9 protein-coding genes are annotated in these 14605 nt (G+C 64.8%); 6 read left to right on the plus strand and 3 right to left on the minus strand.

All coding sequences use genetic code 11. The annotated features are described in order from the left end of the window. The first annotated feature begins 127 nt into the window (after nucleotides 1-127). From KV697_RS13380 to KV697_RS13405, 6 genes are all read left to right on the plus strand, one after another. Entirely contained in the window at nucleotides 128-2146 is a 2019-nt protein-coding gene (locus KV697_RS13380) for an AAA family ATPase (RefSeq protein WP_219018607.1), read from the plus strand. A gap of 56 nt (nucleotides 2147-2202) precedes the next feature. Then, the gene (locus KV697_RS13385; protein WP_219018608.1) at nucleotides 2203-2469 is read left to right on the plus strand and encodes a hypothetical protein; all 267 of its coding nucleotides are present in this window, start codon (nucleotides 2203-2205) and stop codon (nucleotides 2467-2469) included. After that, nucleotides 2447-3226 carry a nucleotidyl transferase AbiEii/AbiGii toxin family protein gene (locus tag KV697_RS13390; RefSeq protein WP_219018609.1) on the plus strand — a complete coding sequence of 260 codons (780 nt, stop codon included), beginning with the start codon at nucleotides 2447-2449 and terminating at the stop codon, nucleotides 3224-3226. The genes KV697_RS13385 and KV697_RS13390 overlap by 23 nt, the downstream gene beginning before the upstream one ends. A gap of 552 nt (nucleotides 3227-3778) precedes the next feature. Then, nucleotides 3779-9895 carry a DUF3320 domain-containing protein gene (locus tag KV697_RS13395; protein ID WP_219018610.1) on the plus strand — a complete coding sequence of 2039 codons (6117 nt, stop codon included), beginning with the start codon at nucleotides 3779-3781 and terminating at the stop codon, nucleotides 9893-9895. Nucleotides 9896-9897: 2 nt separating this feature from the next. Beyond that, entirely contained in the window at nucleotides 9898-10056 is a 159-nt protein-coding gene (locus KV697_RS13400; protein WP_219018611.1) for a hypothetical protein, read from the plus strand. 115 nt (nucleotides 10057-10171) lie between these two features. Continuing rightward, complete coding sequence (locus KV697_RS13405) at nucleotides 10172-10819, plus strand: glycoside hydrolase family 11 protein (protein ID WP_219018612.1); 648 nt, start codon at nucleotides 10172-10174, stop codon at nucleotides 10817-10819. Between the two features lie 271 nt (nucleotides 10820-11090). Here KV697_RS13405 and KV697_RS13410 read toward each other — a convergent pair whose 3' ends face one another. The 3 genes from KV697_RS13410 to KV697_RS13420 all read right to left on the minus strand — a co-directional run bounded on the left by KV697_RS13410 (nucleotide 11091) and on the right by KV697_RS13420 (nucleotide 14409). Continuing rightward, a complete protein-coding gene (locus KV697_RS13410) occupies nucleotides 11091-11399 on the minus strand; it encodes a hypothetical protein (RefSeq protein WP_219018613.1) in 309 nt (102 codons plus the stop codon). Between the two features lie 141 nt (nucleotides 11400-11540). After that, entirely contained in the window at nucleotides 11541-13418 is a 1878-nt protein-coding gene (locus KV697_RS13415; protein WP_219018614.1) for a DUF6055 domain-containing protein, read from the minus strand. A 151-nt stretch (nucleotides 13419-13569) separates the two neighbouring features. Further along, nucleotides 13570-14409 carry an outer membrane protein gene (locus KV697_RS13420; RefSeq protein WP_219018615.1) on the minus strand — a complete coding sequence of 280 codons (840 nt, stop codon included), beginning with the start codon at nucleotides 14407-14409 and terminating at the stop codon, nucleotides 13570-13572. Nucleotides 14410-14605: the final 196 nt, after the last annotated feature.

Genomic DNA, 14605 nt, shown 5'->3' on the forward strand with positions numbered 1-14605 from the left:
AAGAACGCGAATACCGGTCATCTGTATCTTAAGGCTGATCAGGCGCGACCCGGAGGAGGGGTCTTGGCCAGGAAGTCTGTTCGCGCTATGTTCGCCATGATGTAACTGTTCTTCTGAAGGGAATCCGATGCGTCTGCGATCCGCTCGCGTTCAGAACTATCGCAGCGTCCGGGACACGGGCGTATTCGATGTCGAACGCGACAAGACGATCATGGTCGGGCCCAACGAGGCTGGCAAGACGGCGGTTCTTCAGGCCTTGCAGCGGATCAATGCTCCGAAAGGCACCAAGGGGTTCCACGCACTACGCGACTATCCGCGGGCGCTCTACAATGACATCACCACCGAAAAGGTGAAGCCCGAGGACGTACCGGTAGCGACCGCAGTCTTCGATCTCGATGAGGATGAGCGTGCCGAACTTCCCGAGGATCTTCGGGACGTGGGCTACAGCCTCACGCGGAATCTGGACAACGGAGCCAGGCACCACCTCGTCGGTGCTCCGGAACTGCCGACCTTCTCGCTGATCTCGAAGGATCTCCAGCGGCTCGCCGCTCACATCGACGGCCGAACGGCGGTCGCTGAAGGTCAGCCCGCCTCCACGACGCAGGCTTCGAAGATCGCAGCATTGACCCAAGGTTGGCGTGATACCACGCGTCTCACCGCGCCGCTGACCAAGGAGCTCCGGGTGTGGCTTACCGCCGCAGTGACGCTCATCGATGATTCTGAAACCGCCCAGGACGAACGGCTTGATCGGCTGAACGCCGCGGTGCGAAAGGGCGTCGAGCGGGACGAAGCCCTCGACTATCTGCATGGGCGCGTCCCGGTGTTCGTGCTGTTCAGCAACTACTTCCGCGTCCGTCCCCTCATACACCTCGCGCATCTCGCCCAGCGATTGGCGACGAATGTCCTCGACGACGACCAGTACGATTACGGGAACTCGTGTCTCCTCAAGTTGCTCGGCTTCACCGCGAAGGACCTCTCAGCGCTTGGTCACGTCAGCGAGCCGACCGCCGACCAGAAGACGCAGCTGCAGAACGTTCGAGACCAGCTCGACAGCCGGTCCTACCAGCTCAACGCGGCAAGCGTTCGACTGACGAATGAAATACGCGGCGTCTGGCATCCCAGTAGCAGCCGCCCGGAAGCCGATCGTCTGCGTGTCGTCGCCGACGGTCAGTACCTCAAGGTCGTCGTCGAGGACGATCTCGGCGTGGAGGTCGAACTCGACCAGCGGTCCGAGGGATTCCAGTGGCTGGTGTCGTTCTTCGTCGTGTTTTTCGCCGAGGCGATGGATGCGCACGAAAACGCCATCCTGCTGCTCGACGAGCCGGGCATGAGCCTGCATGCCCTGAAGCAGCGGGACTTCCGCGATACGCTCTCACGCCTCGCGAAGAAGAACCAGACGATCTACACGACCCACTCGCCCTTCCTCGTCGGGACCGACGAACTGGATCTCGTGCGGGTCGTCGAATTGAACGATCGTTCGGAGGGGACGAAGGTCCACACCACCATCACGTCGAGCGATCCGGCCGCCCTGCTGCCGCTGCAGGAGGCGTTGGGCTACGACCTGGCGCAGAGCCTGTTCGCGACCCAGCGCAATCTCGTGCTCGAAGGACTCACTGACGCCTGGTACGTGGAGGCGGTGGCCGCACTGCTGAAGGAGGCGGACCTCGCAACGCTGAACGACAAGATCTCGCTCGTCACCGCGAGTTCGGCCGGCAAGGTCGTCTACTTCGCGACCATCCTCACCTCGCACAGCCTCAAGGTCGCCGCACTTCTCGACTCCGACGCTGCCGGCGACAACGCCGCTAGCCAGGACACACTCGTTCACTCCTTGGGTGCGAAGGGCATCCTCAGGACGAAGGACTACGTCGAGGGCGTCTCCAAGCCAGAGATCGAGGACATGCTGCGCACGACCCTCTCGATCATCGCACGTGACGAACTCGGGATCGACGTGGTGCAGACCGCTGTAGACCGACGACAGCAGCCGCTGATCGACATGCTTGCCAAGGCCGATCGAACGTTCAGCAAGTACAAGCTCGCGAAGGCGTTCCTGCGGTGGTCGCGGGAGCACTCGGCTTCGGACCTGACCGATGAAGAACGAGGATCATGGCAGAAGCTGATCGCAGGAATAAACGGAGCACTGAAGTAGACGTTGGATACGACGATCGGGTGGCCTCAGGAACACGGAGGAAAGGAGGACGGGTCATGACTGCTGCACTGCCGATCTTCGAGAAGAACCGCTGGTGGTCGAATGGCGCCCTGTCGGATCCCGACGTCATGATCGCCTTGATCCTCAACGATCCGACGACGCTCGATCTCATCCAGGCGGTGCTGTTCTGGGGCATCGACCGGGTCGACGCGGTGCGAGCAGCCACCGCTTCGGAAAGGAGCGAGGCGGAGAACCGTGTGCTGAGCCTCATGTACGATCCGGTTCGTGAAGGAGTGCGCGATGCTCACCTCCTCGCTGCCTAGCAAGACCTCGGACCTGCTCGACAGGATCAAGAAGATATCGGAAATCTCCCCCGATCTGCTCGTCGGGGGCAGCGCCCTTACGCTACACGACGGACATCGTGCGAGTGATGATCTCGACTTCGTGCAGTTCGGCCCGCAGTTGGACAAGCCGCGGATCGGCAGAATACTCACGGCCATCCAACCGATCCGTCCTCCGCGGTTGATCACGAACTCGCTTGCCGCCCAGATCACGACAGACGAGGGCTTCGACCTGGAGGACGTCCATCAGGACTGGGAGGTCGATGGCGTCAAGCTGACGTTCTTCTGCCCGTGGAAGGACGACGAGTTGAAAGTGCTGAAGGCCGCCGATCCGGCAAACTACGGTGCCGTTCGCGTCGCCGATCCGGAGACACTGTTCAAGCTGAAGTCGATGGTCCTCGCCGAGCGGACCACCAGTCGTGACCTGTTCGACATCTGGCACTTCATCGAACGGCGGGGAAAGTCGATCGCCGACGTCGATCGGCTACTCGAAGCCAAGCTGCCATACTACGGCCTCGATGCCCGGCTGCGACTGATCGGGGGCAAGCCTTTCAAGAAGGGCGATCCAGGCTTCCTGCATGCCGACCCCTCGGCTCCCAAGAACGTGGCAGAACTCGTCGTTCGTGTGAATGGTCTCATATGGGATCATCGGCGGAAGATGGCTTCACGGATCGCAGCCCTCTCGCATTCTCCGAAGGGCCCTGAACTACCGAAGGACCGGGATGACCGAGGCCGATAGGCGTCGTTGACGCTATGAGATGACGATTGCCGTGCGATTACTCGCCCATCCAAACGCCGCTCCGGTGTTCATTCCACGAGGGGGGAGGGCTGACATGCATAGAAGGCGTCCTGATCGCACGTTCAACCGCCGATCCGTTCTGGTCGAAGTTGACATAGGGGCGCGGACACGCCGGGTGGGAGACGTGGTGATGAAGTGCGTCGCTTCATACCTGCGGTCAATCGACCACCTGGACGAATGTGCGTCACTCGGGTCAGGTCCATGGAGTGCGAACAGGCGCGCCCGTAGGCCGCTCGATTGATCGTCGCTCCCGACGCCCGCAATGCCCTGTTGCTTGCTCACGGCACATCGGCGTGAAAGGGGCACCTGATCGACCGCGGTCGCATTGCAGAAAGACCGACGACTGTATGACGCTTCCACTCGAGTAGGATGCCGACTGCTCAACCAGAGGGCAGGACTGCGTTCGAAGACGTTCTCATAGTGAGACCGACTAGACACGGAAGAAGTTATCGCGCCTAATCCGCTTCAAACAAATGCTTTAGGGGATTTCAGGTGGCGACGAGTCCGATCACGGAGCAGGATGAGATCCCGGCTTCGATCTTCCAGAGTGATCTGCCGCTCGACGAAAAGCTGGACCGGGCTCGCACCGAATTGCTGGACCTGTCCGCACGAAACCGACTCCTGAATATGCCGCGCTCGTCGAAAGGTTCGAAAGCGGTCGAGATCGTAGACGAGGTAAGCACGGAGATCTTTCGGCTTCTGGTGAGCGAAGGGCGTCCATTCACCTTCTTGGCCGGCAAAGCGGCCGCGAGCGACGAGCTTCCCGTCGACGAGGTCGACGAGATCGCGGACCTGGCGCAACCCGATGACGACGTCGCCGACGATCGCGGCGTCTTCTCCCGGCACGCCGACACTCGCCTCCAGACCCGCCTGACGCCGAAGGGTCTGCAGAAGAGGCTGCTCGAACTCTACTTCGACGCGCGGACCTTGGAGGAGGAACAGGGCGTCAACATCCTCTATCTCGCGCTCGGCGCGCTGAAGTGGATCGATCCCAACAATGCGGCGAACGTGCGGTTCGCACCACTTGTCCTCGTCCCCGTCCGATTGGAACGCGGCAACGCCGGCGAGAAGTTCAAGCTGCGCATGCGGCAGGAGGACTATGCCTCCAACCTCTCACTCGAGGCGTTCCTCGATCGCGTTCACGGCATCCGGCTTCCCGCGTTCGAGCCGGGCGACACTTTCGATCCCGGCGCCTATTTCGCCGAGGTCGCCGACGCCGTGTCGGCAAAGCCTGGATGGGAGGTCCAGCCCAACGTCGTCGCTGTCGGCTTCTTCTCCTTTGCCAAGTTCCTGATGTATCGCGACTTGGATCCGCAGACCTGGCCGGAGGGGGGCAGGATCACTGACCGGGATCTCGTGCGCGGCCTTCTGTCGGACGGATTCGCGGGGGCCGAGGGCATGGTGCCCGAGGACGCGAACATTGATCCGTTCATCCCGCCGTCCGAAATGCTCCACATCGTGGATAGTGACAGCTCACAGGCGCTCGCCGTGCACGAGGTCCGGCGCGGGCGGGACGTCGTCATCCAGGGGCCGCCAGGCACCGGCAAGAGCCAGACCATAGCCAACATCGTCGCCTCCGCCGTGGCGGACGGGAAGACCGTGCTGTTCGTTGCCGAGAAGATGGCGGCGCTGGAGGTCGTCAAGCGCAGGCTCGACGCGACCGGCGTTGGTGACGCCTGCCTCGAACTCCACAGCAACAAGGCCAATAAGAAGGCGCTGCTGGAGGAGCTGCGGCGCACGTGGGAGCTCGGCGCACCCCGACACCAGGATCCCGGTAGCCTTCATGCGCGGCTGACCGCCGCGCGCGACCGTCTGAACGACCACGCCAGGCGCATGCACGCGCCGCACCAGGCATCGGGCCTGACGCCGTTCCAGGTCGTCGGTCAGCTCAGCCGACTCCGCCTCGACGGCGAGAAGCCCAACGACATCATTCTGATCGAACCGGAAACCTGGTCCGCCGATGATTTCGCCGAGCGACATGACGTGATCCGCGACTTGGCAGAGCGCATCGACGTGATCGGTCGGCCTGCGGATCATGCCTGGCGCGGCGTGGGCCTGTCGTCGATCCTGCCGACCGACGTGGAGCGCCTCGAGGATCGGATCGCCGCCACTCTCGCCCGCCTGACGTCCTTCGATGAGGCCGGGGCTGTGCTCGCTTCGACCATGGAAACCTCGCCACCGCGGTCCCTCACTGACCTTGAGCCGCTGCTGACGCTGGCCGAACGCGTGGCCGGTGCACCGGACTTGGACGCCGCCGCGCTCGCCGAAGCCGTGTGGGCCGACCGCGTGGACGACATCGAAAGGCTGATCGCGTCAGGACAGCGGCACTCCTATCTTCAAAGTCAGTTGGCGGACCTCGTCTTGGAGGCCGGTTGGACCGCAGACCTCGCGGAAACCATCGCCGCCCTCGCGATCCTGCCGTCCGGCTTCTCGCCGGAAGACTTCCGCGACGTGGAGACGCTCTCCAATCTCCTGCCGCGGCTGCAGGCCGAGGCGGAGGCGCTCGCCCGTTCCATGACGCGGGATACGCCGAATACGCTGGACGGCGCACGCCGCACGGCCGCCGTGGCGGAACGCGTCGCCGAAGCACCCGAAGGCGACGCCGAGGCCCTCGCATCCGACGTTTGGATCGCCGGCCTGGAACGTGCGTCCGACCTCGTCGACGCCGTGGCGGCTCACGAGGAGGCGGTCTCAACCGTCGAGGGCCAGCTCACCGTTGCGTCCTGGGATCTCGATCTGTCTGCCGCCCGGTCGACCCTGGCCTCGCACGGCACCGGCTTTTTCCGATTCTTCAGCGGCGACTGGCGTCGCGCCAACGCCCTCGTGCGCTCGGTCATGACCGAACAAAGCACGCCCCTCCCTGATACTCTGGTCCTTCTAGACGCCCTTGCAGCCGGGCAGGCCGCCAGGCGGACGATCGAGGGAGAGGAAACGTTCGCACGCTCTGCGTTCGGGTCGGATTGGCGCGGCATTAGATCAACTGCGGGACCGCTCCGTCACATCGTCGACTGGATGCGCTCGCTACGCGGACTCGGGGACGAGCCGCGTCTCGTAGCGGCTCGGCGGCCGGACAGGACCGAAGTGGGTATCCGGGCGAAGCGCGCGGCCGACCTGTTGGATCAGGTTTCTCCGCCCGTCGAGCGGCTGTGGGCAGCGCTGGGTTCCGCGCAGCCGATCGCATTCGGCGATGCCCTCGCGGCCGAACGCGCCGATCTCCCTGCCCTACTCACCTTTGTCGTCCGTATCCGTTCCGCCGACTCCGCCACGGAGGCGACGTTCGTCAAAGTGCCGGACGACCTCGATCTTCGTAGAGCGCGGCTGGCCGAACTCGACGAGTTGCAATCGAAGGCGGCGAAGCTGCGCGATCTGCACGACCTCGGCACGTCCGCCTTCGGCACGGCATGGCGCAGCACGTCGTCCGACTGGAGCGACCTCCGGTCCACCGCCGATTGGATAAGCGCAAACGACGACATCCGCCTGCTCGCCAGCCGAGTTCCCGACCGGCAGGCCGCAGCCGATACGGCCGCGAAGCTCGGTGCCGAGGCCTCGTCGTTGGGGGCGGACCTGCAGTCCCTGGCGGATGATCTTCATCTTGATATGGCCGCGGCCCTGGCGGCGAACACCTTCGCCGAAGTTCCGCTCGAAGCGCTGAGCCGCCACATGGAACGCTGGCGGACATCCGGAGAGCAGCTCTTCCAGTGGACCGCTTATCGCGATCGCTCAGGGCGCGCGATCACGCTCGGATGCGAGGACGTCGTCGTTAGGCTTGGTGACGGACGGCTCACGACCGACGGCGCGGTGTCCGCGTTCGAGATGGCATATTACGAGGCCGTCTACGCCGATCAGATCCGCGCCGATGCGGAACTCGGCACCTTCGACGGCACGCTCCACGGCAGGTTGGCTCGCGAATTCGCCGACATGGACCGGCAACGCATCGCGAGTGCGAGCTTCGAGGTCGTCCGGGCACATCACGAGAAGGTGCCGGCGCGCGATGGCGGTTCGGTCGGGCCGCTCGGCGTGCTCCGTGCCGAGATCGCCAGGAAGCGCGGTCACATGCCGATCAGGCGGCTGATGGAGAAAGCGGCCCCCGCTGTTCAGGCGCTCAAGCCTGTCTTCATGATGAGCCCGCTTTCGGTGGCGCAGTTCCTCACTCCCGGTATCTTCGACTTCGACCTGCTCGTCATGGACGAGGCCAGCCAGATTCAGCCCGTCGACGCCCTCGGCGCGGTCGCCCGTGCGAAGCAGGTCGTCGTGGTCGGCGATCCGAAGCAACTGCCGCCGACGGCGTTCTTCTCCAAGATGACCGGCGGGGCCCCGGAGGACGACGATGACGGGGGCACGCGCGTCGCCGACATCGAAAGCATCCTGGGCCTGTTCACCGCCCGAGGTCTGCCAATGCGGATGCTTCGCTGGCACTACCGCAGCAAGCACCAGTCGCTGATCGCCGTCAGCAACCGGCAGTTCTACGAGAACAAACTCTTCATCGTGCCCAGCCCCTACACTGCCGAGGCCGGCATGGGCCTGCGCTTCCACCGCGTGCCGCAGGGCGTGTTCGACGCGGGGGGGACGCGCACGAACCAGGTCGAGGCGAAGATCGTCGCGCAGGCGATCGTCGCGCACGTGCGCGAGCATCCCGAACTGTCGCTCGGCGTGGCGGCGTTCTCCGCGGCCCAGCGGCGCGCGATCCTCGACCAGCTCGAGGTTCTGCGGCGCGGTCTGCCGCCAGAGACGGAGGCCTTCTTCCAGTCGCATCCCGCCGAACCGTTCTTCGTCAAGAACCTGGAGAACGTCCAGGGTGACGAGCGCGACGTCATCTTCATCTCGGTAGGCTATGGCCCTCCCGCCCCCGGCGGCAAGGTGCCGATGCGCTTCGGACCGCTGGGCACGGACGGCGGCGAGCGGCGACTGAACGTGCTGATCAGCCGCGCCAAGCAACGCTGCGAAGTGTTCGCGTCCATGTCCGACGAGGACATCGATCCCGACTTCGCGTCGACGCGCAAGGGCGTGCTTGCGTTCAAGCTCTTCCTTCACTTCGCCCGCACCGGCCGCATGACGATGGCAGAGAGCACCGGTCGCGACCACGACAGCGTCTTCGAGGAGCAGGTGGCGAAGGCGCTGCAGGCGCGGGGCTATCAGGTGCACCGCCAGGTCGGCCTGGCCGGCTTCTTCATCGACCTCGCCGTGTCCGACGCGGACCGGCCCGGCCGCTACCTGATCGGAATCGAGTGCGACGGCGCTTCCTACCACGACGCCCGCTCCGCGCGCGATCGCGACCGGCTGCGCCAGTCGGTGCTGGAAAGCCATGGGTGGACCATCCATCGCATATGGAGCACCGACTGGTTCCAGCGTCCCAAGGAGCAGATTGATCTCGTCGTTGCCCGTATCGAGGCGGCGAAGGCCGAGCACGACGCCGAGGCGCAAGGCGTCTCCGCCCGTCGGAGAAGCCATGTCGAGATCGTCACCGTCGAACGCGAAGGCCACACCGAGGTGGGCCTTGTGGAAGCAGAAGCGTTACCCGCAACAGCCCTCTACGAGGAGGCCATGATCGAGCGCCCCCGGCACCTCGTCTGCGAACTCCACGAGGCGCCGCGCGGCGCTTTGTCGGCGCTTGCCGAAGAGGTGGTGGGGATCGAGGGTCCCGTTCACGTCTGCGAGGTGGTGAACCGCATTCGCGACGCTTGGGGGCTGAAGCGGGCTGGCGGTCGCATTCAGGAGGCGGTCGAGAGGGCCGTCGAGGTTTCTGTGCGCGAGGGCAGGCTGGCCGAGGACGGCGACTTCCTGACCATCCCGGGCAGGGCTCCTCGCGTGCGGGACCGCAGCGAGGTGCGGTCGGCCTCCCTCCGCAAGTGCGACAGCCTGCCACCGTCGGAACTCGAGGCCGCCATCCTCGGCGTGGTGCGGGAGAACTACGGTGCGACCGACGATCAGGTAGTGCAGGCTGCTGCCCGCGCCGTTGGCTTCAAAGCGACGAGCGGGCAGCTGCGGGACCTACTCGCGGAGGTCATCGCAGCGGCGGTGTCGGGCGAACGGCTGACCCGCCGCAATGGTATGCTGGTGGTCGGTCCCGCGGCGGCGAACGACAGCGGACCGGTGCGGACGCCAAGTCCGCTCTTCCAGCTGATCGCGGCGGGCGAGAGCGAGCGGGTGGAGTTCAAGGAGACGCTGCGCTGGGACGTCGCCACGAACGCCCTCAACAAGAAGCTGGAGGACGTCGTCGTGAAGACGATCGCGGGCTTCGCCAACGGCAGTGGTGGGACTCTCCTGGTCGGCGTCGCCGACGACGGCATGGTCAAGGGGCTGGATCGCGACTACGCCTGTCTCGGCGGCAATCGGGACAAGCTGGAGCTACACCTGACAAATCTGCTCGGAAAGCACTTCGGATCGGCCTTTCGGGCGGCGAGGATCGGCGTGACCTTCCCACAGCACGAAGGTCTCGACGTGTGCCGGATCGAGGTCGGTCCTGCCGTCGAGGCTCAGTTCGTGTCGTTGCCGGACAGGGGCGGCAGCGTCGCGGAGCGCTTCTTCGTCAGGTCGGGAAACTCCACCCAGGAGCTCACGCCCAGCCAGATGCATCTCTATGTCGGACAGCGCTTCCCCAGGCGGAACTGATCGTGGGTTGGCCCAACCGCAGCAATCTTCCCTCCGGAACCGTCGTCGTCCGTCGGGAGGGAAGGAAACTCCCCGATCCCGGCCGGGCCATGTCGTCGGACCCGGCGGGCGGCATGGCGCAGACCCGCATCGAGGCGGATGCCGGGGTGATCGCAGCCTGACGGAGGGATCTGCTGCGACGTCGCTCGCGATCAAGGCATGGTGCAGTCGAAGGTACACGAGATCCGAGCGATGCGATCCATGAGAAGGGCAGGATTGCCCGCGTTCGCAGCGATCATGCTGACCGCAGCCGTGCCCGGCGTGAACATCCGCCGCAACGCCACCGGCGATCATGGTGGGTTCTTCCACACGTTCTGGCATGACGGAGGACAAGGGCATCTGACGCTCAGGAGAGGCGGCTACGACACCGGCTGGGACCTCGAGCCGGGCGGGAACCTCGTAGCCGGCCGTGGCTGGAGGCATGGATCGACAAATCGCATCGTCCACTACCGTGCCCGCCGCTTCGAGCCCGGACGCAATGGCTATCTCGCGCTGTACGGCTGGTCCAAGAACCCACTGGTGGAATACTACGTCGTGGACTCCTGGGGCGGATTCGAGCCGCCAGGCTCCGACGCAGTGTCGCTGGGCACAGTGCGCAGCGACGGCGGAACGTACCGCATCTACAGGGCCCGCCGGATCGGGCAGCCGTCGATCGCAGGCACCGCGACGTTCGAGCAGTACTGGAGCGTCCGAACTGATAGAAGGCCTATCGGGCCGGTGAGCACCATCACCTTCTCGAACCATGTCGCCGCATGGCGGCGGCTCGGGCTGATGCTCGGCCGTCTGGATTATCAGGTCCTGGCGACGGAAGGCTTCGGCAGCACGGGAGCGTCGACTATCGACCTCTGGAAGAGCAGGGAAAACCGGTCGCCGGACAACCACTGAACGGAGTCGGTCAGTCCCGCATGCGCTTCATCGCCGCGCGTTGGTTTTGCGGCGACCGATGTGCCTTGAGCCATCAGACGGACCCACAGGAAAGAGGATCCGTCTGCAGCATCACCGATGACGATGCTCAAGGTGCCCGCCCAACCATGCCAAGTCGACGGTTGCCGACCGGCGGCACTACCGATCCGAGGACCATTCCGTCATTCCGTCTGTGCGGTACCGAAACCTGCCGAATTGACGCTCCCAGTTGCGAGCATTCGGGAGCAACCCTTCAGTCCGGCTGGTGGGTGAGCGTCCTCTCAACGTCTGTCAGTTGTTGATTCATCCGGTCTGCTTCCGCCTTGCCTATCGTGCCGTTTCGCGTCTGTAGGTTGCCGGCGCGGACCTGCACCTTTCTGACCGACAGGCGCAGCCTAGCGCCCGTCTTTCTCGACAGTTCGTGCCTCGTCACCGCGCCATCGATACGGCTGGTCAACGAGGCGGCACGGTCCTGCAGGTAGTCGCCGTCACTCTGGTTGACCTCCTGCGCGGCCACCGGCGCTGCAAGGCAGAGCAGCGGGAGGAGGGCAAACGATAGCATGACACGTCTCATGGTGATGTTCCTTGAAGGTGCCGGCCTCGGCACCGGGTTGCGCCAAGAAGCGATGGGTCGCTCGAGAGCGGCTCAACGCATCCAAGTCCATAAAGTTGTAGAGGAGTGATCGTCAGTCGCCGGCATCCATCAGCATGGCCTTCCTTCTTGCGAGTTTCCGTTGGTGTTGTAGTTGATGGACGTCACGCCGGGTTCGAGGTTGGCAGCGCATCGGGCAGGATCGCCGGTCCTGGGGGTCGCGCCGGTGATCCTGACCCGATAGGGAAAGCGCGTACCCTTGACCGGACCGGGCGGCTGCCATCCGAGCGTCTCATACACGCCAGGGGTTGCGGTCACGGCGAGGTACAGCTTTCCGCCGGTCGGAGGAGTCCATGCGACATCGCCTCCGCCGGTCCCATTCGCCGCACCCAAACGAGAGTATCGCACCCGGCCGTCATCGCCGACTGAGACCAGTGCGAAACGCCACGCCGCCTGATTGGCGGCGGTGGCGCCGCTCAGGCTGACCCGGACCGTTCCTCCGGTGGGGGTCAACCGAACCAGATGAGTACCGAATTCCAACAGAGGTCGTGCCGGCGGCGACAGATACTCAGCGCCGGAGCCGCCCTGCTGCAAGGGGGTGTCGAGGTGCGAGATGAGAGTCCGACCGCCTGCGGCGGCCTGAACGTCCAGCAGCGCGCGCTGATCGATGAAGTCCATCGCGGCAAGGCGGGCGCCGAACCATCCCGCGTCGTCGGCGAAGGAGGCGAAGCCGTTCGGATAGATGCCAGCCGTCTGCCCGAGCCTGACGAACGCCTGTAGGAAGTCCTCCTTCGAACTGCCGTCGGGGTTGCGGAGATTCTCCGTCCAGGCGCGCCAGAAGAACGGACGGGTACGGTCCTGTTCGTAGAGGAAGGAGAAGAACGGGTGCGCGGCGTACCGCGCATTCGACCAGAGCGGTCCGTTCTCCAGATTGTTGAGGTACACCGGCAGAAAGCCCGAATAGTCCGGACTCAGTACGAAGGAGTTCCATTCCGCCCCGGTCTCCCAGATCGGTCCGGCATCCGGTCGGTCGCGGAAGCCGCCGGTGTAGTACTGGATGACGTGACCAAACTCATGGATGGCGGTCGTCGAGCCGAACTGAAGATCCTCCAGATCGATCCAGACGGCATCCGAAGCGCTCGCTCCGCAAGCTTTCAACCCGCCGTCCTCGGCGAAGGCCAATCCCGTACCGCAGATGTAGATGTTGATCTTCCGGCGATCGGCCACGTTCGCGTACGGCATCGGTGCACCGAGCAGCTCCCGATCGAACAGCCAGATCTTCTCCATCCAATCGCCGGCATCCACCAGAAAGCGCGGCAGGGCGACGTTCCTGGCCTGCAGCCACTTGTAGGATTCGCCTTCGGTCTTCGTCCCGTACCAGAACGTGAAATGCTGCGTCTCGTACTTGCCGAGCGTCCGGGCGGCCAAGGCGGCCTGCGTCGCACGCCCCTCCCGATAGTCCACCGCATAGGAGGCGCGATCCGGTTCGAGCGGATGTGCTGCTACTGCGGCATCGATCAGCGCGACGTCGTTCGGGGAGAAGGACGACACGCGGAAACGTCGCCGGCAGCCATCCGTCAGTTCGAGCTCCACGGTCCGGCTGGAGAATGCCGAGTCCTGTCCGTACGACCATATCATCCTCGCTTCGAAGGGACTGCCCGTCGCGACCCCAGGTTTGTCAGAGGGCTGCGGCGCTGCCGACGAACGTGGAGACCAGGTCCGCAACTCCGCCTTGCCCCACGGATATCGCGTGGACACCGCCTGACAGCCCGTTCCTGGATCGGCCGAGACTGCGGGCACCGTTCCCGGCGCCGAAGTCGGCGGCGATGACGATGGCGAAGTGCCAGCTGCACCTTCGCCGCCGCAGGCGCTCAGTGCAAGGGAGATCGAGACGATCATTGTTCCACGCTTCATCAGGTGCTCCTTTGCGGCCAGGACGAAGCGGTGCACCGAGAGCCTCACTCTCTTCTCGCAGAAGATTTGGCTCATCGACCGCACGCGGTTGCGCGCGGGTACCGCTTGGGTACCCGCGCGCCCAGCCGACCTGTTGATCGGAGCGCCAGCGCTTTCGGGGAGGCCGCGCTAGGCCCCAAGGGAGCGGGAGCCACAGCACGATCGGGCAGGTCGACCGGATTCCTCGTCAGAACTTCTGACGCAGTCCCAGCATCAGCGAGGCGGACGAAAGCTTCGGCTTGTAGCTGCTCGTCGTGGTCGTCGCCGTCGCGGACGCACCCGTGCCCGTCACCGCGATGGACTTCGCGTCGAACGACAGCGCCGACGTCCGCGAATAGCGGCCCATGAGCTCAAGCGTCGTCGCCGGGTTCAACTGATAGCCGAGGCCCGCGTCGAGATGCCAGCGGAAGCCCCAGTCACGATCGTTGAGACGGGTGCCGGGTCGACGGGCGGCCGGTGTCGCCGGGGTCGTCGGGTTAGCGACACGGGTGACGCTCGCATCGACGCGCGAGGCGCCGATGCCGCCGCCCACGAAGGGATTGAGACGACCACCGGGATTCAGGTCGGCGTAGCCCGAAATCCCGAGATCGAGAGACCTTACCCGTCCGGCTGCGACGTTCGCGCGGTCGCCGAGCGTCGACGCATCGATCTTCGCACTGCCGTAACCGACGGTGCCTTCCAACCGGAAGCCGCCGAAGTCGTAACCGGCGCCGAGCTCGCCGGTGAACGCGGCCTTGGCGTCGACATCGCGAGAAAAGCCAGGGGGGACGGTCCGGGCGGGTGAGCGGGGCGGTGTCGTGCCGGGCTTCGCTGCCGGCGAGGCCGGCTGCTTGGGGAACTTGAGGTCCGAATCGAGTTGGGCGCCGGCGCGAACGACGCCGTAGGCACCAGGCGCACCAACCTCCTGAGCGAACGCCGGTCCAGCGACGGACACCATCGATGCGACCGCTGCGGCAGTGATCAGGATCGGATTGGTCCGCCGTGCGTCACGGCGAATGGGCACGCCCGAATGGAATATCGAAATCATGGGTCATCCCGCTCTACAAGTAGTGGCTCGCACCGGATCGGCTGTCGCCAACCAGGCGATGAACGGAGGACGAACCCAGGCCTGCGATACCTCAAGGGATTACGACATTTTCGTGCTGATCGCGCTCTGCGCCTAACGCGACCGAAGGCGAACGCAAATTTTTCGGTCGGGATTGAGGACGTGGCCGATCGACTTC

The organism is Sphingomonas sanguinis (genome assembly GCF_019297835.1).
GTDB lineage: Bacteria > Pseudomonadota > Alphaproteobacteria > Sphingomonadales > Sphingomonadaceae > Sphingomonas > Sphingomonas sanguinis_D.